This is a genomic window from Prauserella shujinwangii, assembly GCF_003001955.1.
Lineage (GTDB): Bacteria > Actinomycetota > Actinomycetes > Mycobacteriales > Pseudonocardiaceae > Qaidamihabitans > Qaidamihabitans shujinwangii.
Genome location: NZ_PVNH01000009.1, coordinates 46,107 through 65,597 on the forward strand (window position 1 = coordinate 46,107; position 19,491 = coordinate 65,597).

Here is a 19,491-nt window from a genome sequence, read left to right on the forward strand (position 1 = left end):
GGACCAGGGCGTCGTGCTGTTGCCCCGGCAGCGGCCTGACCGGCCCGACTAGGACGTCCGCTGCCGATCCCGAGGGCGTCCGAGCCGCAGGCAGCGGTGGCCGCTGACGGCCAGCCAGCACGCGACGCAGCCGGTCGTCGCGGCCACCACGACCGCCAGCGGCGAGTCGTAGGTCGCGTCGGCGCGGTCGGCCCCGGAGAGCACGTTCAGCAGTACGGACGTGCCGCCGACGGCGGCCAGCGTGCCGAACGCCAGCAGGCCCGCGCCCCTGGTGACCAGCTCGGGGCGGGACCCGCGCCGCGCGCCGAGCCAGAGCGTCGCCGCCACGACGAGGGAGCCGCCCGCCGCGGCCAGGGACAGCAGGTCGACCGCCCGCGCCAGTAGCGCGGCGTGCGGTTCGAGCGCCCGCCCGTCGGGCGTCGGGTCAAGGGCCCAGAGCAGGTCCCACAGCAGCACGAGACCGGGGAAGGCCACCGCCATGAGCGCCGCCGTCCGCCGTCCGTAGCGCGCGGTGAGTTCGGCCTGGAGCTCCCCGGCCACCTGCTGCGGATCGCCGAAGTCGGCGACGGCTCTGCGCTCCGCCTCGGCCGGCGAGAGTCCCGTCGCCTGGTAGGCCTCGGTGGCGTCGCCGAGACCGTCCCGTACCTCGCGCACCATCTCGCGGCGCGCCCGGTGCGGTCCCCGCAGCGACCGTGCGAGCGTGTCCGTCACCGTGTCCACCGGCCCGGCCGTCACGTCGCACCCCCGAGCACGCTGCCGACGACCCCGCTGAACCGGATCCACTCCGAGCGGCGCCGTGCCAGTTCCCCGCGACCGGACCGGCTCAGCGTGTACGTGCGCCGCTTCCGGCCGCCGACGGTGCTCCACGAACCGTCGATCCAGCCCGCGCGTTCCAGCCTCCGCAGCGCCGGGTAGACGGTGCCGGTGGGCAGGTCGAGCGTGCCGCCGCTGCGCCGGTGCAACGCCTCGATGATCCCGTAGCCGTGCAGCGGCCCTTCCTCCAGCACCGCGAGCAACATGCCGTCCAGGTGCCCGCGGATCGCGTCGGCGTTCACGGTAAGTCAGGCTACCGGTGCACCCGTACTCCCGGAGGAGGACTCCGTGCGGACTACGGGTTTTCTCCGGGTCTTCCCGGAGTGATAAGTAGGCTGTCTACTCATAGGTTCGGTGGCGTGACGACAACCATCGAATCGGTCCGCACCGGTCCGCGACGCACGCTGGGGGCGCTGAGGGCGACCGTCGCGCTCAGCACGGTCGGCGTCCTCGCGCAGCCGGTGCTCGCCGGCGGCTACCTGTCCGGGGAGTTCGACTTCCTCGGCTACCACGCGGCGAACGCGAGCGCGATCATGGCGCTGCTGCTGGCCCAGGTCATCGTGGCGGTCTGCTACGCGGTCGCGGGCCGTGGCTCGGCCCTCCCGCTGGTGCTCAGCGGCGTGCTGTTCGCCGCCGCCACGGTCCAGACCGGCATGGGATACAGCAGGCAGCTGGCCGTGCACATCCCGCTGGGAGTGCTGCTCGTGTTGCTGGCGCTCGGCCTGTGCGGCTGGGTCTTCCGGGGCGCCGCCCGACTGTCGCGAACGGATCTGAAGGCGCGGAGGGAGGACACATGAGCCTGTCGCGTAGAGGATTCCTCGGCGTGCTGGGTGGCGCGGGCGTGCTCGCGGCCGGGCTCACGGGGTGCGGTGGCACGGGCGGCGGGCAGACCGCAGAACTGCTGCGCAGCCGGATCCCGCTCCCGCCGAAGTTCCGGGTGCCGCTGCCGATCCCGCCGGAGAAGAAGCCGACCCGCTCGGTGCCCGGTGCCGACCACTACGACATCACGCAGCGCGTGCGCGAGGTGGAGATCGTGCCCGGCTACCGCACGCCGGTCTTCGGCTACGACGGCATGTTCCCCGGCCCCACCATCCGCTCGCGGCGGGGCCGTACCGCCGTGGTCACCCACCACAACGAGCTGCCGGTCCCGGCCGTGGTGCACCTGCACGGCGGGCACACGCCGCCGGAGCACGACGGCTACCCCGTCGACCTGATCCATCCGGAGGGCTGGCGTGCGGACCAGCACGGCGGGCACATGGCGGGCGACACCCGGCGGGGCAGCCGCGAGTACGTCTACCCGCTCGACCAGCCCGCGGCCACGCTCTGGTACCACGACCACCGGATGGACTTCACCGCGCCGCAGGTGTGGCGGGGCCTGGCCGGTTTCCACCTCGTGCAGGACGACGTCACGGACGCGCTGCCGCTGCCGCACGGCGACCGCGACATCCCGCTGATGATCTGCGACCGCGCGTTCGCCGAGGACGGCTCGTTCCGCTACCCCGCGCTCGACCCGAGCCTGCGGCACACCCCCGGGGTCCGGCCCGAGTACATGGAGGGTGTCGCGGGCGACGTGATCCTGGTCAACGGCGCCCCGTGGCCGACGCTGGAGGTGGCCGCCGCGCGGTACCGGTTCCGGATCCTCAACGCGTCCAACGCCCGCCGCTACCGGCTGACGCTGCGACCGCGGCCCGCGGGCGGCGACAGCTTCGCGCAGATCGCCTCCGACGCGGGCCTGCTCGCCGCTCCGGTGCCGCACGACCGGCTGGACCTCGCGCCCGCGGAACGGTTCGAGGTGGTCGTCGACTTCTCGCGGTACCCGGTCGGCACCGAGGTGGTGCTCGGCAACGACCTCGGCTCGGGTTCGACGGCGGACGTCATGCGGTTCGTGGTGACGCGCAGGGCGACCGACGACAGCACGGTGCCGAGCCGCCTGGCGGAGATCGAGCCACTGCTGCCCGGGCCCTCGGCGGTACGGCGGGAGTGGCACTTCACCAGGGGTGTCGTGCACGGGCACCAGGGCTGGACCATCAACGGCAAGCCGTTCGACCCGCACCGCATGGACGCGCGGCCCAGGCTCGGCGAGGTGGAGGTCTGGCGCCTGTTCACCGACCTGCACCACCCGGTGCACATCCATCTCTCGCCGTTCCAGGTGCTGCGCCGCGGCGGCCGTGGCCCCGGCCGGTTCGACGGGGGCTGGAAGGACACGGTGGATGTGCGGCCCGCGGAGTTCGTGGACGTGGCCGTCCGTTTCGAGAGTTTCGCGGGCACCTACCTGATGCACTGCCACAACCTCGAACACGAGGACATGGCGATGATGTCGGCGTTCGAGACGACGTGATGCGAAGGGGCCTGCCACTCCCCCGACGAGTGGCAGGCCCCTTGCTTCCCCTTTTTTCAGTCCGCGGCGAGCGCGAGCTCCGGCTCGGTCACCGGAGCGGGCCGCCGCCTGCGGACGATCCCGGTCAGCGCCACCAGCAGGCCGAGCGCCGCGATGCCGGTCACCACGACCAGCGCGGGTGGCAGGCCGGTGAGCAGTGCGGCAGGCGAGGCCTCGCTGCCGCCGTTGGCGGTGAGCACCGCCGTCACCACCGCGAGCCCGACGGCGCCGCCGACCTGCAGGGAGGTGTTCAGCAGGCCCCCGGCGAGTCCCTGCTCGTTGTTCGCGACGCCCGCGGTGGCCTGGATGTTCAGCGAGGAGAACGCCAGCGTGAAGCCGATGCCGAGCAGGATCATGCTGGGCAGCACCGAGCCCGCGTAGCCGGAGTTCTCGTCGATTCGCAGGAACAGCACGTACGCGAGGACGTGGCTGACGACGCCGGCGAAGATGGTGCGCGGTGTGCCCACCCGGTCGATGAGCGGCTCGATCCTCGGTGAGCCGAACGCCACGATCAGCGCCGCGGGCAGGAAGCCGAGCGCGGTCTCCAGCGCCGACCAGCCGAGCACCGACTGCAGGTACAGCATCACGACGAACTGGAACCCGATGTAGGCGCCGAAGAACAGCGCGGCGCCGATGTTGGCCCTGGCCAGCGGGCCCGAGCGGAGGATGCCGAGGCGGAGCAGCGGGTGGCTGCTGCGCCGCTCGATGAGCACGAAGGCGGTGATCAGTGCGGCGGCCACCAGGAACGAGATCAGCGTGCGCGGCGCGGCCCAGCCGATCTCCGGTGCCTCGACGACCGCGAACACCAGCAGCAGCGAACCCGCCGCGCCGGTGACGGCGCCCGGCAGGTCGTAACCCGCGCCGGAGCGCTCCGGCCGGTCGTCCGGGATCACCCGGTATGCGGAGATCAGGGCGGCGATCGCGATCGGCACCGGCAGCAGGAACGTCCAGCGCCAGCCGACCTCGGTCAGCAGGCCGGAGAAGACGAGGCCGGCCGAGTACCCGCTCGCGCCGAACACGGCGAAGATGCCGATCGCCCGGTTGCGGGCCGGGCCTTCCCGGAAGGTCGTGGTGATGATCGACAGTGCGGCCGGGGCGGTGAAGGCGGCGGCCAGCCCCTTGATGAACCGGCTCGCGATCAGCAGCGCGCCGTTGTCGACCAGCCCGCCCAGCAGCGAGGCGACCGCGAAGACCGCGACGGCGACCAGGAACACCCGCCGCCTGCCGAGCAGGTCCGCGGTGCGGCCGCCGAGCAGGAGCAGCCCGCCGTAGCCGAGAACGTAACCGCTGACCACCCACTGCAGGGCGCTGGTGGAGAGACCGAGCTCGGCGCGGATCGAGGGGAGTGCGACGCCGACCATGGAGACGTCGAGCGCGTCGAGGCCGACGACGGTGGACACGGTGAGCAGCACCGCCCAGAGGCGGGCGTCCCACCGGGTCGAGTTCGTGGACAGTTGCGCGGAAGGGCTCATGGACCCAGACGATACATGCATGTGCATCTAATGCAAACGCATTTAATGAGTTTGCATAAAATTCGCCTGCATGCTAAGTTCGCGTCGTGACCGATGTCGCCGAACAGAGCCTCGTGGCGGAGTGGCACGCACTCCTCGCGCGCCACGCGGCCGTGTCCGGCGCGCTGGAGTGCAGGCTCCAGGACGAGCACGGCATCGGGGTCAACGAGTTCGAGACCCTGGAGCGGCTGGCCACCTGCGACCGCAAGTGCCGGGCCGCCGACCTGACCGACGCCACGCACCTCACCCAGAGCACCACGTCCCGGCTGATCAGCCGGATGGAGCGGGACGGGCTCGTCGAGCGCTCGATGTGCGACATCGACCGGCGCGGGATCTTCGTCATGCTGACCGCCGCGGGCAGGCGGCTCTACGAGGAGGCGAAGCCCACTCACCGAGCCGTGCTCAGGGAGCAGCTCGCGGGCGAGGGCTGAGCGGCGTCAGCGCAGGGCCTCGGTGCCCGCGCTGCCGCGGAACGGCTCCAGCTCGGCGCGCTGCCGTTCGGCCCGGTCGATCAGCCGGTCGAAGTCGACGTCGGGCAGCCGCTCGGCCAGCCCGGCGAGGTCCCGCAGCGTCTCCCACAGTTGTTTCTTGCGGTCGATGCCCATCGTCAGGACTTCCAGTTCCAGGAACCGGCTGAGCGGCGAGTACGAGCGCAGCCTGCCGTTGGGCTTGCACCGGGCCAGCCGCTCGGCGACGATCGCGAGCCCGGTCTTGACGCGGTTGGTCCGCACGCCCAGCCGCCGCATGATCTCCTCGAACGTCTTCACGTCCTCGGCGATGCCGGTCGCGACGCGGGACAGCGCGTCCCCGAGTTCGGTGCCGTCGTTGTTCTGCCGGGCGCGGCGCGCGAGCTCGCGCCACACCACGCCCAGCGCCAGCTGGTCGTTGAGGTAGATGCCGAGAAACCGGTTCATGGTCCGGACTTACCCGGAGCGGGCGCACCGAATCCGGTTGACCGCCGCTCATCCGGGTAGGTGGACAGTGGCGCCGCACGGCGGGGTGTCCCGCTCGTCGCCCGCGGCGGACAAGGCCTCGATGTCGGCCGCCAGCTCATCGGCGATGGTCCCGTGCTCGGCGAGGAGCTGGCTGAGGATCGGAGTGCGCTCGGTGTCCACAGCCGCGGGTGTAACCACCGGTGGCCGAGCCAAACCCACACGATCGGATGAACCGCGCAGGGAGGAAACCGGATGATGGTGCGAGCCGCGGGCCAGGGTCTGGCCGCCGGGGCGGCGGGCGTGGCGGTGATGACGGCTGTGGAGAAGGCGGAACAGCTGGTGACCGCCCGCCCCGACTCCCACGTCCCCGCCCGCACACTGGAGCGGCTGCTCGGGGTGCGCGCGGCTCCGCGTGCGCGGCCTCGCGCGCTGAACCTGGCGATGCACGTGGGGCAAGGCGTCCTGCTCGGCGCGCTGCGCGGAGTCATGGCCGGCGCGGGTCTGCGCGGCCCGTGGGCTTCGGCGATGTTTCTCGCCGTGCGCCTGACCAATGACCAGATCCTGGAGAACGCCACCGGCGTGGGTGCTCCGCCGTGGACGTGGCCGCGCCGCGAGCTCGTGGTGGACGTCGCGCACAAGGCGGCCTACGCGTTCACGACGGGTGCGGTCGCCGACCGGCTCGCGGCGCGGTCCGGGCTCGGCCCGGGGCAGGTCCACGCGAGGCTGCGGCCGGGCCGCCGGGCCGACGTCGGTCCGCCGCCGAGGAGGCGCCGATGAGCGAGCCCACCCGATTCCCCGCCGACTCGCTGACGTTCGTCGGCACCGCGACGACCGTGCTCCGGCTGGGCCCGTTCACCGTCCTCACCGATCCGAACTTCCTGCACCGGGGCCAGTGGTCGTACTTCGGTCAGGGGCTGTTCTCCCGCCGCCGGACCGAACCGGCCGCGCAGCCGCACGAGCTGCCCCCGCTGGACGCCGTGCTGCTGTCCCACCTGCACGGCGACCACTTCGACCGGGTCGCCCGCCGGGCGCTGCGCAAGGACGTGCCCGTCCTCACCACCGAGCACGCGGCCCGCAGGCTCGCTCGCGGCGGGTTCACCGCGACCGCGGCCCTGTCCACGTGGTCGAGCGAGACGCTGACCGACGGTGCGGCGAGCCTCACCGTCACCGCGGTGCCCGCCCGGCACTCGACGTCGGTGCTGGAGCGGGTGCTGCCTCCGGTGCTGGGCAGCGTGGTGGAGTACCGGCCCTTCCCGGACGGTCCGGCGACGCGGGTCTACCTCAGCGGGGACACCGTCCTGCACGGCGCGCTGCGGCAGGTGCGGGACCGGTTTCCCGACCTCGACCTCGCCGTGCTGCACCTCGGCGGCACCCGCGTGCTCGGCATGCTCGTCTCGATGGACGACCGGCAGGGCGCGGACCTGCTGGAGCTGCTGCGCCCGGCGAGCGCGGTGCCGGTGCACTTCGACGACTACGGCCGGTTCCGGTCGCCGGTGTCCAACTTCCTCGAGGAGGCCGATCGCAGGGACCTCGCCGTGCCGGTGCGGCTGCTGCGCAGGGGCGAGAGCGTGTCCTTGCGGTGAGTTCCGCTCAGCTCGCGGCCGCCGCGGGGACGGGGGAGACGGGGACCGGTCCGGCGGCGGGCTGCCGGACAGACCGCAGGGCCAGCGCGGCGACGGCGGTGGCGGCGAGCGTGCCCAGCCCGGCCACCGCCAAGGCCTGCGGCGGACCGAGCCGCTCGCACAGCCAGCCGAGCAGTGGTGCGCCGACCGCGCCCGCGGCGGCCGCCACCATCCCCTGGACGGCGAGCACCCGGCCCCGCATGCCCTCGGCGGAGTCGAGCTGCAGCCGGGTCGTCTTCGCCGTGTCGATGAGCACCGCGCCCGCGGCGATCGGCAGGATCATCGCGGCGAAGCCGAGCATGCCGGGCAGGTAGCCGCTGACCGCCTGGAGGAGGCTCGTCACGGCGGCGGCCCCGAGCAGCAGCGGGATGGTCAGCTCGCGGAGGCGGGCGGTGAGCAGCCCGCCGAGCACCGTGCCCACCGCGAACACCGACGACAGCACGCCGTACCCCGCGGCTCCGGCTCCGAGCGGCCCCTCGGCCATCGCGGCCATCGTGACCTGGTAGTTCCGGCCGAGGCCGGACAGCACGAAGCCGAGTGCGAACAGGATCAGCAGGGCCCGCCTGCCGCGCAGGTAGGTCAGTCCCGCCCGGACACCGGTCAGCTCGGGTGCGCTGACGTCGATCGGGTGGAACTCGCCGGAGCGCATCACCGCGATCGTGCCGATCACCGCGACGAAGCTGGCCGCGTTGACGAGGAACAGCACCGGCTCGCCCGCGACCGCGACGAGGACCCCGGCGACGCTCATGCCGAGCACCCGGCCGATCGAGTTGACGATCGAGTTCCAAGCCAGCGCGTTGCCGAGGTCCTCTCTCGGCACCACCTGGCTGGCGAACCGGCCCAGCGCTGGACCGCCGAACGTGCCGACCAGCCCGGAGAGTGCGGTGAGCGCGTAGATCGCGGCGAGCGGGAGGCCCCGCCACACCACGAACGCGAGCAGCAGTGCGAGCAGCAGGTGCGCGCACTCCGCGGTGAGGACGATGCGCCTGGGGGAGACGCGGTCCGCGAGCGCGCCAGCCCACGGGCTGAGCAGGAGGGCGGGCAACGTGCTGAGCAGGACGGAGATACCCACCGACGTCGCGGAACCGGTGCGGGAGAGGACGACCCAGTTGAGGCCGAGGACCTGCATCCAGGTGCCGGTGACCGAGACAAGGTCGGCGGTGGCCCAGAGCCGGTAGTTGTGGTTCCCGAATGCGCGCAGCATGGGCGGCAGTTCTCGCCGCAAGAGGAGTCCTCCAGGGAGCGGCACGCGGGCAGCGTGCCCGGGGATCGAACGGACGTGCGCCTCGATCAACTGTGACCGAGCGTCACCACGCTACCCGGGGTACTGCCGCTGGTCAGGGCTCGATCGATGTGGTGATCCCAACAGTCTTCCCGGGCTAACGCGCCGGATGGTTGCGGTGTGTGATCACTCTCCGACGGTCGGCTGCCCTACTCGGAAGGGTGACAGTGCGGCGGTTTCGCGGGATGACGGTTGACGTCTGCAACTTGCCGAGTACGTTCGGAACCGGAACGCACTTGCCGCCTTCGCGGCGGCCTCGTCTGCTCTTCTCGTGAACAACGGTTGCCGTGGCCGTGACGCGCCGTGTCGTGGGGCGGGGGCCGGGAACAGGAGCGATGGTGACCGGACAGTCCGCCTCCATTCCCTGGGACGAGTTGATCTGGGACGCCGAACCGTTCCGGGTGACCTTCGCCGTCGAGTCGCGAGGGTGCACGGTCGCCACGGTGGTCGGCGAGATCGACGCGTGTACGCTCGCGGATCTCCGGGCGGCGTTCCGGGAACGACCCGGTGACGAGTCGGGCGCGCTGGTGGTGGACCTGTCCCGGGTGTCGTTCTGCTCGGCCGCCGGGCTTCGCCTCCTGCTCGAACTGCTCGATCAGGCCATCCTGGCGGGTGCGCCGTTCGCCCTCGTGTTCGGTTCGGGAGCGGTCCGCAGGCCGCTCGAGGTGCTCGGTTTCGCCGACCGGTTCCCCAGCTACCCCGACCGCGCCACCGCCGTGGCGGCCGTCTGCCCCCACCTGTCGCGATGAGCCGGCGCTCAACCGGACGAAGCCAGGGCGATGCGTTCCACGACCTGGGCGATGTGTTCCACGAAGCGGTCCACCGGTAGGTCGAGGCCGCGCTCCAGCCAGGCCTGGTAGAGGTAGGCCAGCGACCCGAAGACGGCCAGCGCGTTCAGCTCGATGTCGGTCGTGTCGGGGTCGTCGCCGCCGAGCAGCCCGTCGCGGAGGGTGCGGGCGATCGGCTGCGTGAACTCCTTCACCAGCTCCGAGCCGCGCCGCGTCAGCTCCGGGGCCGCGAGGGACTCGACGAACATGATCCGGCCGCGTCTCGGGTCCTCGGTGACGTGCTCGGTGAACGCGCGCACGACGTGCCGGACGAGCGCCGGTGGTCGCTCGGGTGCGTCGGCGAGCGCGGCGAGCACGACGTCCCGCGCGGCGAGCGCCACGGCCTCCAGCACGGCCACCAGCAGTGCCTCCCGGTTGGGGAAGCTCTCGTAGAAGTACCGCTCGGTGAGCCTGGCCTGCCTGCACACGCCGCGCATCGACACGGCGGCCGCGCCCTCGGTGCCCATCAGTTCCAGGCCGGCCTCGACGAGTCGCCGACGGCGCCTCGCCCTGCGGTCGTCCGGCTCCTCTCCCCGCCACCGCCGCTGCGGGGCTTCCGCGGTGCTCACCACGCCATCCTGGCATGCCCGACGAAGTTGACATCACATGATGTTGACAGCAGTCGATGTCCGATTCTAGGTTCGGTGGCATGACGTTGCCGCCGCTGGGACCGGAGTCCCTCACCTGGCGTCGTTTCGGCGACCTGCGCCTCGCGCTGCTCATCGGCTGGGCGGGCACCCTGCAGGCGATGCACCCGGTGATCAGCGCCGCCCTGGTCCAGCACTCCGACGTCTTCGCCAATCCCGTCCACCGCCTGCTCCGCTCGGCGGGCCCGATCATCGACGTCGTGTACCTCGGCCGGGCCGCGGGCGCCCGGGTGCGCCGCTACCACCACGGCATCGAGGGCGACGACGCCGAAGGCCGCCGCTATCACGCCCTCCACCCCGATCCGTACTTCTGGGCGCACGCCACGTTCGTCGCCATGCAGTACGCCGCGGCCGGGTACTTCACCGCACCGCTGAGTGACGAGGAGAAGGAGCGGCTCTACGCCGAATCCCTGCGCTGGTACGCCCAGTACGGCCTGTCGATGCGGAACGTCCCGCCCGACTACGCCGCCTTCCGCGCCTACTGGGAGCACGTCGTCTGCCGGGTGCTCGTCCGCACGGCGGCGATCGAACGGTCCCCGCTGCATCGGGGCGAACGCACCCCGGCGCCGCACCCCTGGCTGCCCGCGCCGGTGTGGTTCGTGGCCGGCCCCGTGTTCACCGGCGTGCAGATGTGGGTCGCGCGCGGCCTGCTGCCCGGTCCCGCCCGCGCCGCGCTCGGCTGGCGGTGGACCGCGGCCGACGAGCGCGCGCTGCGTGCCTTCGGGTTCGCCGTGCGCACGGCGTTCCGGCTGCTGCCACCCCGGCTCCGGCTGGTGCCTCGCGCGCGCCGCGCGTATCGCGAGATCTGATCTGGCGACCTCCTCGCCGGATCTCGCGCCTCTGGGGTGAAGCGCGAGAGAGGAGGTCCCGGGATGCGGAAGGGCGAGCACCCGCTGCGGGTCGCGGTGATCATCGGCAGCACCCGGGAAGGGCGGGCCGGCGCCGAGGTCGCCGAGTGGTTCCTCGGCAGACTCGGCGAACGGCCCGACTTCGCCCCGGCCGTCGTCGACCTCGCGGACTTCAGCTTCCCCGCCCGGCTGCCCGGAGTGCCGACCAGGGAGATGACCGACTTCACCCGGCGCATCGACGCCGCCGAGGCGTTCGTCGTCGTCACTCCCGAGTACAACCGCGGCTACCCGGCCTCGCTCAAACAGGCCATCGACCTCGCGTACGACGAGTGGCACGCCAAACCGGTCGGTTTCGTCTCCTACGGCTGCCGCTCGGCCGGCCTGTTCGCCGTCGAGCAGCTGCGCGTGGTCTTCACCGAGCTGCACACCGTCACGGTGCGCGACACCGTCAGCTTCAACCTGCTCGACCAGCGCTCCGACGCGGTCATGGCGTCCGTCACCAGCATGCTCGACCAGCTCCGCTGGTGGGGCCGCGCGCTGCGGGACGCCAGGGCCGCCATCCCCTATGTGTCCTGAAAGGAAGGAACCATGAGTACAGACCTGGCGATCGAGACGTCCGGACTCGTCAAGGTGTTCGGCAAGACGCGCGCCGTCGACGGCATCGATCTCGCCGTTCCCGCGGGCAGCGTGTACGGCGTGCTCGGTCCCAACGGCGCGGGCAAGACCACCGCCGTGCGGATGCTCGCCACCCTGCTGCGGCCCGACGCGGGCGTCGCCACCGTGTTCGGGCACGACGTGGTGCGCGAGGCCGATGCCGTGCGTTCGCGGGTCAGCCTCACCGGCCAGTACGCCTCGATCGACGAGGACCTCACCGGGACCGAGAACCTCGTCCTCCTGGGCAGGCTGCTCGGGCACCGCAAGCCCGCGGCGAGGGAGCGCGCGGCTCGGCTGCTCGACGCCTTCGGGCTCAGCGAGGCGGCGGGCAAGCAGGTCAAGAACTACTCCGGCGGCATGCGCAGGCGCATCGACATCGCCGCGAGCATCCTCAAGACGCCGGACGTGCTGTTCCTGGACGAGCCGACCACCGGCCTCGACCCGCGCAGCCGCAACCAGGTGTGGGACATCGTCCGTGTCATCGTCGCCCAGGGCACCACGGTGCTGCTCACCACGCAGTACCTGGACGAGGCCGACCAGCTCGCGTCGCGCATCGCGGTGATCGACCACGGCAAGGTCATCGCCGAGGGCACGCCCGGTGAGCTGAAGGCATCGGTCGGGGCAGGTTCGATCCATCTCCGGCTGCGCAGCGCGGACCAGCGGCCGGAGGCCGAGGCGATCCTGGCGCGCACGCTGGGCATGGAGGTGCAGCGGGACGCCGACCCGGTGGCGCTCACCGCCCGCATCTCCGGTGACGAGTCCGATGTCGGCGCCGCCGGGCGGGCGTCGGCCGCGCTCGCCGAGCTCGCCGGCGCGGGCATCCACGTCGACAACTTCTCCCTCGGCCAGCCCAGCCTGGACGAGGTCTTCCTCGCACTCACCGACCACCCGACCGAACAGGAGGCCGCGGCATGACCACCGCCACGAGCAGCGAGACGACGTCCACTTCGTACACACCGGTCGCCGAGAGCCTCGGCGCCGTCGTCGCCGCGGGGGAGCAGCCGCCGAGGCCGAGCGCGCTGTCCGCGTCGATCACCTTCGGCTGGCGGGCGATGCTGAAGATCAAGCACGTGCCGGAGCAGCTGTTCGACGTCACCGCGTTCCCGGTGATGATGACGCTGATGTTCACCTACCTCTTCGGCGGCGCGCTGGCCGGATCCACCACCGACTACCTGCAGTACCTGCTGCCGGGCATCCTGGTGATGAGCGTCGTGATGATCACGATGTACACCGGCATCGGGGTGAACACCGACATCCAGAAGGGCGTGTTCGACCGGTTCCGCACGCTGCCCATCTGGCGGCCGTCGGCGCTCGTGGGGGCGTTGCTCGGTGACGTCGCCCGGTACGCGATGGCCTCGGTGGTGATCCTGGTGCTCGGGCTGATCCTCGGGTTCCGCCCCGGTGGCGGGCTGGCCGGGGTGGTCCTCGCCGTGGCGCTGCTGATGGTGTTCTCGTTCGCGTTCTCCTGGATCTGGACGATGTTCGGCCTGCTGCTGCGGACGGACAAGTCGGTGATGGGCGTGAGCATGCTCGTGCTGTTCCCGCTCACGTTCCTCAGCAACGTCTTCGTGAACCCGGAGACGATGCCCGGCTGGCTGCAGGCGTTCGTCGACGTCAACCCGATCGCGCACCTGGTCGCGGCCGTGCGGGGGCTCATCGAGGGTCAGCCGGACGCGGGGGAGATCACCTGGACGCTCGTCTCCGGCGGCGCGCTTCTCGCGATCTTCGGGACGTTGACCATGCGGTTGTACAACCGCAAGTGACTGGGGGTCGGGATCTCCTGGCGCTCACAGGCGCCAGGAGATCCCGCGCTCCGGCTGGTACCGGCAGCTCGCCCCGGTGGACACCGTCGCCCGCAGGTGCTCGGCCAGCTCGGGATGCCGTTCGTCCAGCTTGCGCAGGGTGTCGCGGATCCGCGCGGTCACGGTCTTGCGGGCCCGCTCCGCCTCGTCGCCGAGCCTGCGCGGGCGGCCGCCGAGCCCGGCGGCCGCCCGCAGCTCGGCGAGCAGCGCGGCCCGTTCCCGGTCGAGCTCGGCCGCCCTGGCGTCGGCGCCGCGCTCGACCGCGGTGTCGATCTCCTCGTCCAGCAGGGCCAGCCGCCTGCGGTAGGCGGCCTTCGCCTCGTCGTCGAGCACCGCGTCGCCGCCGAGGCTCCTGGCGGTGGTCACCAGTTCGCCGCCCTCCGGAGCCAGCAGGCGGACCGCCGGCACGTCGGTGCCCGGCCTGCTGAGCAGCGTGTGCAGGTCGCGCAGCCCCTTGGTGTTGGGCACGTGGACGGTGCGGCCGGCCATGGACAGCCGCCACACACCCTCGACGAGCCGGAACTCGTTGCCCGCACCCTCCATGGCGGACCGTCCGGCCGCGGCCTCGCGCAGTGCGCGCACGCGGTCCGGGACGTGCTCCATGCCGAGGTCGGCGGCTTCCCGCTGCACGTCGTCCAGCAGGTTCGCGGCGGCCGTGTCGTCATCCGGCGCGGCCCGGCCGAGCAGCGCCTCGGCGAGGCCGAGCCGGGCCAGCACCGACCACGGCCGCGCGTGCAGCGCGTCCGCCGTCCGGTGTGCTTCGGTGAACCGCGCGACCGCGTCGTCCCATCTCCGTTCGGCCAGGTCGAGCCCGCCGAGCCAGTGCGTCACCGGACCGCTGATGTCGCAGCCGAACAGCGCCACGAGCCACTGATCGGCGTAGGGGGTGAGGTCGGCCCTGGCCCGGGCGCAGGCTTCCGGATCGCCGGTCGCCGCGGCCAGCTGAGCCTGGAACCGCAGCCACAGCGGCACGATCATGCGGGGCAGCCGCGACGCCTCGGTCTCCGCGTAGTAGCGCGACGCGGTGGCCGTGTCGCCGGACTCCACCGCGGTGATGGCCTCGATCAGGCGGTGGAAGGAGTAGTCACGTTCACCCAGGCTCGCGTGCAGCTTTGCCAGCTCGGCGAAGCGGCCCCGCATCAGCGATACGGCCCAGCGGAGGTGGTGGGTGATGAACGAGAAATGCTCGGCGTCGGGCTCCGGTGCGCCCAGCGCCTCGTCGAAGTGGGCGGTCGCGTCGGCGAACCGGCCCTGAAATCCCGCGATGATGCCCTGGTCGACCAGCGCCCCGATCCGCATCCGGGTGACGTCGCCCTCCCGGTCGGTCAGCGCGACGAACGCGGCCAGCCGCTCGGCGTAGCCGGGGTCGCCCCGCTCCAGCCGGGCCACCCAGCTCAGCGACGTCGCGTACTGCTCCATTTCGAGGTCACCGGTGCGGCGGGCGACCTCGACCATCTCGTCGGTGAGCCGCAGCCGCTCGGCAGCGGTGCCCGGCCCCCAGATGGTGTCGTGCAGCGTCCACAGGCTGAACCCGAGTGCCTCGTCGTCCCCCGCCGTGCGAGCGAGTGCGCCGAGGTGCACGGTCAGCTCCCTGGCCTGCTGGTCGAGGGGCGCGCCGTGGTCGCCGTCGGGAACGAGGGCACGGCGGGCCTCGTGGATCAGCTCGCGCTTGAGCTCGGCGTGGTCGTCCTCGCCGCCCCCGGCGCGGTACACGGACAGGGCGACCCTGGCGAGCAGCTCCGGCTCACCGAGGCGGCGGGCCAGCGTGGCGGCCTCGGTGAGCACGGCCCACCCCTCGGCCTTCTCGGTGCTGTGGTGCCGCAGCTCGTGGCCGAGGTCCAGCGAGACGATCACGCGCTGGGTGTCCGGCAGGCCCTCGATCTCCAGCGCCCTGCGGTAGTGGCCGATGCTCTCGTCGAACGCGAGCCGGGTGCTCGCCTCCCTGGCCGCGGCGACCAGCAGCCGGGCCGCCTGCTCCGGGTCCAGGTCGGTGCCCGCGAGGTGGGCGTGCCTGGCGAGCGCGCCGGGCACGATCCGGTCGGCGAGCGAGGGTGCGCCTTCGAGCGCACGGACGACCGTGGCGTGCCGGGAGCGGCGCTGCTCGTCGTCGAGCGCGTCGTACAGCGTCTCCCGCACCAGGTCGTGCACGAACGCGAAGCGGCCCGCGCCCCTGGCCACCACCAGCCGCGCGGCGACGGCCTGCTCCAGCAGGCGGTCGACCTGGGCGACGGGCGCCGCCACCGTGGCCGCGAGGACCTGCCGGTGGAACTCGCCGCCGAGCACGCAGGCGGCGCGCAGCACGTCGCCGACCGGATCGGGTAGGGCGGCCAGCCTGCGGCGCACCGCGTCCCGCACGCCGGGAGCGATCGCGGTGACCGAGCCGCCGCTCTGCCACAGCCGTGCGGTCTGTTCCACGAAGAACGGGTTGCCGCCGGTGCGGCGGTGGACCTCGGCCACCAGCTCCGGGCCGGGTCGCGTGCCCGCGGTACGGGTCAGCAGCCGCCCGACGTCGTCCGGTTCGAGACCGGTGAGCGTCACGGTCCGCGCTCTGCTCAGCAGCGGGGTCAGCAGTGGTCGCAGCGGGTGCTCGACGGCCTCGACCTCGGCGTCCCGGTACGTGCCGACCAGCAGCACCCGCTCGAACCAGGTGTGCTGAGCCGCGAACTCGAGCAGCCGGAGGGAGGCGGGGTCGGCCCAGTGCAGGTCGTCGAGCACGGCGACGACCGGACGTGACTGCGAGACCGACACGAGCGCGGTGACGACGGCGTCGTAGAGCCGGAACGCGTCGGTGGGGCCCGCCTCGTCGAGACCGTCCAGGGTGATTCCCGCCGACTCGCCGAGCAGGACGGACAGCCCGGCGCCCGCGGCGGCCTCCGCCGCCGCCCACTCGCCGGGTTGCGTGCCGCGGCGCAGCGCGCGGAGCACCTGCACCCACGGCCAGTAGCCGGGCGCGTTCTCCGAGTGCCAGCACGAGCCGCTGAGCACCAGTGCCCCGCGCCGCCGCGCCTCGTCGGCGGCGTCGGTGACCAGGGTGGTCTTGCCGATGCCCGCCTCACCGGTGACCAGCACCAGCCCACCGTGGCTCTCGGCCGTGCGGTCGATCTCGGCGCGCAGGACCGAGGCGGGGTGTTCCCGCCCGATGACGGCCGGTGCCGCGACCTGCGTTGCCTCCACGGAACGAACCTAGGACATCACGCCGACATTCGTGGTGGTCGTGCGTGAGAAACGTCGTTGGAACGCCCGCCCACCACCCCTGGCGGAGGCGCTCCGCGCCGCTCCGCCTTCTCACGCACGAGCGTCGAGCAGCTCCGAGACCAGCGTGCGCACCCTGCGGTCGATGTCGTCGCGGATCGGCCGCACCTCCTCGACCGGCTTGCCCGCCGGGTCGTCGAGCTGCCAGTCGAGGTAGCGCTTGCCGGGGAAGACCGGGCAGGTGTCGCCGCAGCCCATCGTGATCACGACGTCGGCGGCCGCCACGTCGGCGGTGGAGAGCTTGACGGGCACCTGGTCGGTGATGTCGAGGCCCCACTCGGCCAGCGCCTCGGCCGCGGCGGGGTTGACCTTCTCCGCGGGTTCCGAGCCCGCCGAGCGCACGGCGATGCGGCCGAGCGAGTAGTGCCGGAGCAGCGCCGCCGCCAGCTGCGAGCGGCCCGCGTTGTGGACGCAGACGAACAGGACTTCCGGGGTGTCGGTCACGCCGGTAGCTTACATCAGCGAGGCGTGATCTATCATCATCGCGTGATGTCAGTGCGAAGTGATGTGTTGCGGGTCCTCGCCGACCCGTTGCGTGCGCAGATCGTCGAGCTTCTCGCTCACGAGTCGCTGTGCACGTGTCACCTGGTGGAGGAGACCGGCGCGAGCCAGACCAACGTCTCGAACCACCTCCGGCTCCTGCGGCAGGCGGGCCTGGTGAGCGCGGAACCGGCGGGACGCTACACGTACTACCGGCTCAACGCGGACGTCCTCAAGGACCTGGCCGCGGAGCTGTCCGGCCTGGCCGACATCGCCGACGAACGCGCCGACACCAGGAGGCCCTGCTCGTGAGCCAGACCGCCGATACCGCCTCGCCGCAGGACGAGTCCGACGTACTGCACCGGCTCTCGTTCCTCGACCGCTTCCTGCCGCTGTGGATCATCGTCGCGATGGCCGCCGGGCTGCTGCTCGGCAGCGTGCTGCCCGGCCTGCAGGGGGTGCTGGACGCGGTCAAGATCGGGCAGGTCTCGCTGCCGATCGCGCTCGGCCTGCTGCTGATGATGTACCCGGTGCTGGCGAAGGTGCGCTACGACCGGCTGGACACGGTGACCCGCGACCGGCGCACCCTGGTGCTGTCCCTGGTGCTCAACTGGGTCCTCGGCCCCGCGCTGATGTTCGCGCTCGCCTGGCTGATGCTGCCCGACCTGCCCGAGTACCGGACCGGGCTGATCATCGTCGGCCTCGCCCGCTGCATCGCCATGGTGATCATCTGGAACGACCTGGCGTGCGGCGACCGGGAGGCCGCGGCCGTGCTCGTCGCGCTCAACTCGGTGTTCCAGGTGCTGATGTTCGGCGTGCTCGGCTGGTTCTACCTCGACGTGCTGCCCGGCTGGCTCGGCCTCGACACGACGTCGATCAACGTCTCGCCGTGGGAGATCGCGCTCAGCGTGGTGATCTTCCTCGGCATCCCGCTCGCGGCGGGCTACCTCACGCGGCGGCTCGGTGAGCGCACCCGCGGCCGCGAGTGGTACGAGAGCCGGTTCCTGCCCCGCATCGGCCCGGTGGCGCTGTACGGGCTGCTGTTCACGATCGTCGTGCTGTTCGCGCTGCAGGGTGAGACGATCACCGCGCGGCCGCTCGACGTCGCCCGCATCGCGCTGCCGCTGCTGGTCTACTTCGCGATCATGTGGGCGGGCTCGTACGCCGTCGGCAGGGCGGCCGGGTTGAGCTATCCGCGCACCACGACGCTCGCGTTCACGGCGGCTGGCAACAACTTCGAGCTGGCGATCGCGGTGGCGATCGGCGTGTTCGGCGTGACGTCCGGGCAGGCGCTGGCCGGTGTGGTCGGGCCGCTGATCGAGGTGCCGGTGCTCGTGGCGCTCGTCTACGTCAGCCTGTGGCTGCGGCGCCGCTGGTCGGCCGCTCAGGACGCCGGGACGGCGGTGCAGAGGTAGCAGCCCGCGGTGGCGCTGCGCACGTGGACGTAGTCGACCTCGGGCCTGCCGAGCAGGTCGGTGAGCGCATCCGGGATGTCCGGCTTCGCCACCCGCCGCTCGACCAGCAGCCGCCGCCCCCGCCGGTAGGCGTCCAGCACGACCCCGCTGTTGCCGAGCCGGGCCGGGAACTGCCCGGCCCGCTCGTACGGGGTGCAGGCCCGCTCGTGCACGAACACCGGTCCGGGCAGCGGCAGCTCCTCGCGGTCGCGGAACGCGTCGTAGGTGAACCCGATCAGCCGTTCCCGGTGCGGTTCGATGCGGTCCAGGCACAGGCGGCACGGCGCCGGGCTGTCCGGGACGTCGACCCACGCCGGGTGCCCGTAGCCGGGTGCGCGCAACGTGGTGCGCACCTCCTCGGCGATGGCCGGCTCGATCGGGAGGATGCGAAAGCTCATACCCCGATCGTGGCCGGTTCCGGTGCGGGTCACCGGCGGTTTTCCGACACGACGTTACGAGCGGCGCAGCACGACGCCCTTGACGAACGCGGCTTGGCCCGCGTGCTGGAGGTCGTCGCCGATCACGCTGACCAGACGGACGCCCCGGGTCACCGGCGGGTCCCAGCTCTCGTCGATCACCTCGTCGAGGTCGGCGTCCCGCAATCCGGAGACGTACTCGATCGTGCGCTCGCACACGGCGTCGTGGTAACCGAGCAGCAGGTCCCCGTCCGCCGTGACCGCGGCGACGTCCTCGGCGCGGTGCCCGAAGCCGATCGACGTCCCGGCGAACGGCAGGGCGAACCGCTCCGCCCAGCCGTCGGCCAGCCACACCTGGTCGGTGCCCGCCACCCCGGCGACGTGGTCGTCCTGCACGCGGGTGAGGTGCCAGACCAGCCAGGCGATCGAGTTGGCCTCCGGATCGACCCGGAAGGCCAGGTCGTCGGCGGAAAGGCCGTCCACCGCGTCGTGCACGACCTCCCTGATCCGGCCGAACGCGTCGGCCAGCACGTCCGCACTGCGCACGGCTTTCCCCTCCTTCGATCGTCGC

General features: G+C 72.3%; 23 protein-coding genes. 12 read left to right on the forward strand and 11 right to left on the reverse strand.

All coding sequences use genetic code 11. The features are described from left to right. Nucleotides 1-48: 48 nt before the first annotated feature. On the reverse strand, nucleotides 49-735 hold the full coding sequence (locus B0I33_RS21245; protein ID WP_106180606.1) for a permease prefix domain 1-containing protein: 687 nt from the start codon (nucleotides 733-735) through the stop codon (nucleotides 49-51). Further along, nucleotides 732-1,055 (reverse strand): PadR family transcriptional regulator, encoded by a 324-nt coding sequence (locus B0I33_RS21250; protein ID WP_106180607.1) that lies wholly within the window; start codon nucleotides 1,053-1,055, stop codon nucleotides 732-734. Before B0I33_RS21250 ends, B0I33_RS21245 begins: the two co-directional genes overlap by 4 nt. Nucleotides 1,056-1,172: 117 nt before the next feature. On the opposite strand from B0I33_RS21250, the gene B0I33_RS21255 reads away from it, so the two are divergent. Both B0I33_RS21255 and B0I33_RS21260 read left to right on the forward strand, forming a co-directional pair. Next, a complete protein-coding gene (locus B0I33_RS21255) occupies nucleotides 1,173-1,610 on the forward strand; it encodes a hypothetical protein (RefSeq protein ID WP_106180608.1) in 438 nt (145 codons plus the stop codon). Next, nucleotides 1,607-3,151 carry a multicopper oxidase family protein gene (locus B0I33_RS21260; protein ID WP_106180609.1) on the forward strand — a complete coding sequence of 515 codons (1,545 nt, stop codon included), beginning with the start codon at nucleotides 1,607-1,609 and terminating at the stop codon, nucleotides 3,149-3,151. Before B0I33_RS21255 ends, B0I33_RS21260 begins: the two co-directional genes overlap by 4 nt. A gap of 56 nt (nucleotides 3,152-3,207) precedes the next feature. Here the strand turns inward: B0I33_RS21260 and B0I33_RS21265 are convergent, their stop codons facing one another. Beyond that, nucleotides 3,208-4,662, reverse strand: a complete 1,455-nt coding sequence (locus tag B0I33_RS21265; RefSeq protein WP_106180610.1) for an MFS transporter — start codon at nucleotides 4,660-4,662, stop codon at nucleotides 3,208-3,210. Between the two features lie 86 nt (nucleotides 4,663-4,748). On the opposite strand from B0I33_RS21265, the gene B0I33_RS21270 reads away from it, so the two are divergent. After that, complete coding sequence (locus tag B0I33_RS21270) at nucleotides 4,749-5,132, forward strand: MarR family winged helix-turn-helix transcriptional regulator (RefSeq protein WP_106180611.1); 384 nt, start codon at nucleotides 4,749-4,751, stop codon at nucleotides 5,130-5,132. A 6-nt stretch (nucleotides 5,133-5,138) separates the two neighbouring features. On the opposite strand, the gene B0I33_RS21275 is transcribed toward B0I33_RS21270, so the two are convergent. After that, on the reverse strand, nucleotides 5,139-5,615 hold the full coding sequence (locus B0I33_RS21275; protein WP_106180612.1) for a hypothetical protein: 477 nt from the start codon (nucleotides 5,613-5,615) through the stop codon (nucleotides 5,139-5,141). A 48-nt stretch (nucleotides 5,616-5,663) separates the two neighbouring features. Beyond that, entirely contained in the window at nucleotides 5,664-5,816 is a 153-nt protein-coding gene (locus B0I33_RS30050; protein ID WP_181193398.1) for a hypothetical protein, read from the reverse strand. 72 nt (nucleotides 5,817-5,888) lie between these two features. Here B0I33_RS30050 and B0I33_RS21280 point away from each other — a divergent pair, with 72 nt between their 5' ends. Continuing rightward, a complete protein-coding gene (locus B0I33_RS21280) occupies nucleotides 5,889-6,413 on the forward strand; it encodes a hypothetical protein (RefSeq protein WP_106180613.1) in 525 nt (174 codons plus the stop codon). Then, on the forward strand, nucleotides 6,410-7,219 hold the full coding sequence (locus B0I33_RS21285; RefSeq protein ID WP_106180614.1) for an MBL fold metallo-hydrolase: 810 nt from the start codon (nucleotides 6,410-6,412) through the stop codon (nucleotides 7,217-7,219). The genes B0I33_RS21280 and B0I33_RS21285 overlap by 4 nt, the downstream gene beginning before the upstream one ends. A 7-nt stretch (nucleotides 7,220-7,226) precedes the next feature. On the opposite strand, the gene B0I33_RS21290 is transcribed toward B0I33_RS21285, so the two are convergent. Further along, complete coding sequence (locus tag B0I33_RS21290; protein ID WP_106180615.1) at nucleotides 7,227-8,462, reverse strand: MFS transporter; 1,236 nt, start codon at nucleotides 8,460-8,462, stop codon at nucleotides 7,227-7,229. A gap of 416 nt (nucleotides 8,463-8,878) precedes the next feature. Here B0I33_RS21290 and B0I33_RS21295 point away from each other — a divergent pair, with 416 nt between their 5' ends. Beyond that, nucleotides 8,879-9,289, forward strand: coding sequence for an STAS domain-containing protein (locus B0I33_RS21295; protein ID WP_181193399.1), 411 nt, complete (start codon nucleotides 8,879-8,881; stop codon nucleotides 9,287-9,289). Between the two features lie 8 nt (nucleotides 9,290-9,297). On the opposite strand, the gene B0I33_RS21300 is transcribed toward B0I33_RS21295, so the two are convergent. Further along, on the reverse strand, nucleotides 9,298-9,936 hold the full coding sequence (locus B0I33_RS21300; protein ID WP_181193400.1) for a TetR/AcrR family transcriptional regulator: 639 nt from the start codon (nucleotides 9,934-9,936) through the stop codon (nucleotides 9,298-9,300). A gap of 80 nt (nucleotides 9,937-10,016) precedes the next feature. Between B0I33_RS21300 and B0I33_RS21305 the strand changes: the two genes are divergently transcribed. From B0I33_RS21305 to B0I33_RS21320, 4 genes are all read left to right on the forward strand, one after another. Beyond that, the gene (locus B0I33_RS21305) at nucleotides 10,017-10,823 is read left to right on the forward strand and encodes an oxygenase MpaB family protein (protein ID WP_219927237.1); all 807 of its coding nucleotides are present in this window, start codon (nucleotides 10,017-10,019) and stop codon (nucleotides 10,821-10,823) included. 63 nt (nucleotides 10,824-10,886) lie between these two features. Beyond that, nucleotides 10,887-11,438 carry an NADPH-dependent FMN reductase gene (locus B0I33_RS21310; protein ID WP_106180618.1) on the forward strand — a complete coding sequence of 184 codons (552 nt, stop codon included), beginning with the start codon at nucleotides 10,887-10,889 and terminating at the stop codon, nucleotides 11,436-11,438. A gap of 12 nt (nucleotides 11,439-11,450) precedes the next feature. Beyond that, nucleotides 11,451-12,431 carry an ATP-binding cassette domain-containing protein gene (locus B0I33_RS21315; RefSeq protein WP_106180619.1) on the forward strand — a complete coding sequence of 327 codons (981 nt, stop codon included), beginning with the start codon at nucleotides 11,451-11,453 and terminating at the stop codon, nucleotides 12,429-12,431. Continuing rightward, nucleotides 12,428-13,279: an ABC transporter permease gene (locus B0I33_RS21320; RefSeq protein ID WP_106180620.1), complete on the forward strand. Its 852-nt coding sequence runs from the start codon at nucleotides 12,428-12,430 to the stop codon at nucleotides 13,277-13,279. The genes B0I33_RS21315 and B0I33_RS21320 overlap by 4 nt, the downstream gene beginning before the upstream one ends. Before the next feature lie 24 nt (nucleotides 13,280-13,303). Here B0I33_RS21320 and B0I33_RS21325 read toward each other — a convergent pair whose 3' ends face one another. Both B0I33_RS21325 and B0I33_RS21330 read right to left on the reverse strand, forming a co-directional pair. Then, complete coding sequence (locus tag B0I33_RS21325) at nucleotides 13,304-16,492, reverse strand: ATP-binding protein (RefSeq protein ID WP_181193401.1); 3,189 nt, start codon at nucleotides 16,490-16,492, stop codon at nucleotides 13,304-13,306. Between the two features lie 111 nt (nucleotides 16,493-16,603). Continuing rightward, entirely contained in the window at nucleotides 16,604-17,014 is a 411-nt protein-coding gene (locus B0I33_RS21330) for an arsenate reductase ArsC (RefSeq protein ID WP_106180621.1), read from the reverse strand. Nucleotides 17,015-17,059: 45 nt separating this feature from the next. Here B0I33_RS21330 and B0I33_RS21335 point away from each other — a divergent pair, with 45 nt between their 5' ends. After that, a complete protein-coding gene (locus B0I33_RS21335; protein ID WP_106180622.1) occupies nucleotides 17,060-17,362 on the forward strand; it encodes an ArsR/SmtB family transcription factor in 303 nt (100 codons plus the stop codon). Next, nucleotides 17,359-18,465 (forward strand): ACR3 family arsenite efflux transporter, encoded by a 1,107-nt coding sequence (gene arsB, locus B0I33_RS21340; RefSeq protein WP_106180623.1) that lies wholly within the window; start codon nucleotides 17,359-17,361, stop codon nucleotides 18,463-18,465. Before B0I33_RS21335 ends, arsB begins: the two co-directional genes overlap by 4 nt. Here arsB and B0I33_RS21345 read toward each other — a convergent pair. Together B0I33_RS21345 and B0I33_RS21350 are read right to left on the reverse strand one after the other, a co-directional pair. Further along, complete coding sequence (locus B0I33_RS21345) at nucleotides 18,435-18,902, reverse strand: DUF1203 domain-containing protein (protein ID WP_106180624.1); 468 nt, start codon at nucleotides 18,900-18,902, stop codon at nucleotides 18,435-18,437. The genes arsB and B0I33_RS21345 overlap by 31 nt on opposite strands. Before the next feature lie 54 nt (nucleotides 18,903-18,956). Further along, on the reverse strand, nucleotides 18,957-19,466 hold the full coding sequence (locus B0I33_RS21350) for a mycothiol transferase (RefSeq protein ID WP_181193402.1): 510 nt from the start codon (nucleotides 19,464-19,466) through the stop codon (nucleotides 18,957-18,959). Between the last annotated feature and the right edge of the window lie 25 nt (nucleotides 19,467-19,491).

Coding starts and splice junctions, on each gene's coding strand:
- B0I33_RS21260 (WP_106180609.1), top strand. CDS start 1,607: ATGAGCCTGTCGCGTAGAGGATTCCTCGGCGTGCTGGGTGGCGCGGGC.
- B0I33_RS21265 (WP_106180610.1), bottom strand. CDS start 4,662: ATGAGCCCTTCCGCGCAACTGTCCACGAACTCGACCCGGTGGGACGCC.
- B0I33_RS21275 (WP_106180612.1), bottom strand. CDS start 5,615: ATGAACCGGTTTCTCGGCATCTACCTCAACGACCAGCTGGCGCTGGGC.
- B0I33_RS21280 (WP_106180613.1), top strand. CDS start 5,889: ATGATGGTGCGAGCCGCGGGCCAGGGTCTGGCCGCCGGGGCGGCGGGC.
- B0I33_RS21285 (WP_106180614.1), top strand. CDS start 6,410: ATGAGCGAGCCCACCCGATTCCCCGCCGACTCGCTGACGTTCGTCGGC.
- B0I33_RS21290 (WP_106180615.1), bottom strand. CDS start 8,462: ATGCTGCGCGCATTCGGGAACCACAACTACCGGCTCTGGGCCACCGCC.
- B0I33_RS21305 (WP_219927237.1), top strand. CDS start 10,017: ATGACGTTGCCGCCGCTGGGACCGGAGTCCCTCACCTGGCGTCGTTTC.
- B0I33_RS21310 (WP_106180618.1), top strand. CDS start 10,887: ATGCGGAAGGGCGAGCACCCGCTGCGGGTCGCGGTGATCATCGGCAGC.
- B0I33_RS21315 (WP_106180619.1), top strand. CDS start 11,451: ATGAGTACAGACCTGGCGATCGAGACGTCCGGACTCGTCAAGGTGTTC.
- B0I33_RS21320 (WP_106180620.1), top strand. CDS start 12,428: ATGACCACCGCCACGAGCAGCGAGACGACGTCCACTTCGTACACACCG.
- B0I33_RS21335 (WP_106180622.1), top strand. CDS start 17,060: ATGTCAGTGCGAAGTGATGTGTTGCGGGTCCTCGCCGACCCGTTGCGT.
- B0I33_RS21345 (WP_106180624.1), bottom strand. CDS start 18,902: ATGAGCTTTCGCATCCTCCCGATCGAGCCGGCCATCGCCGAGGAGGTG.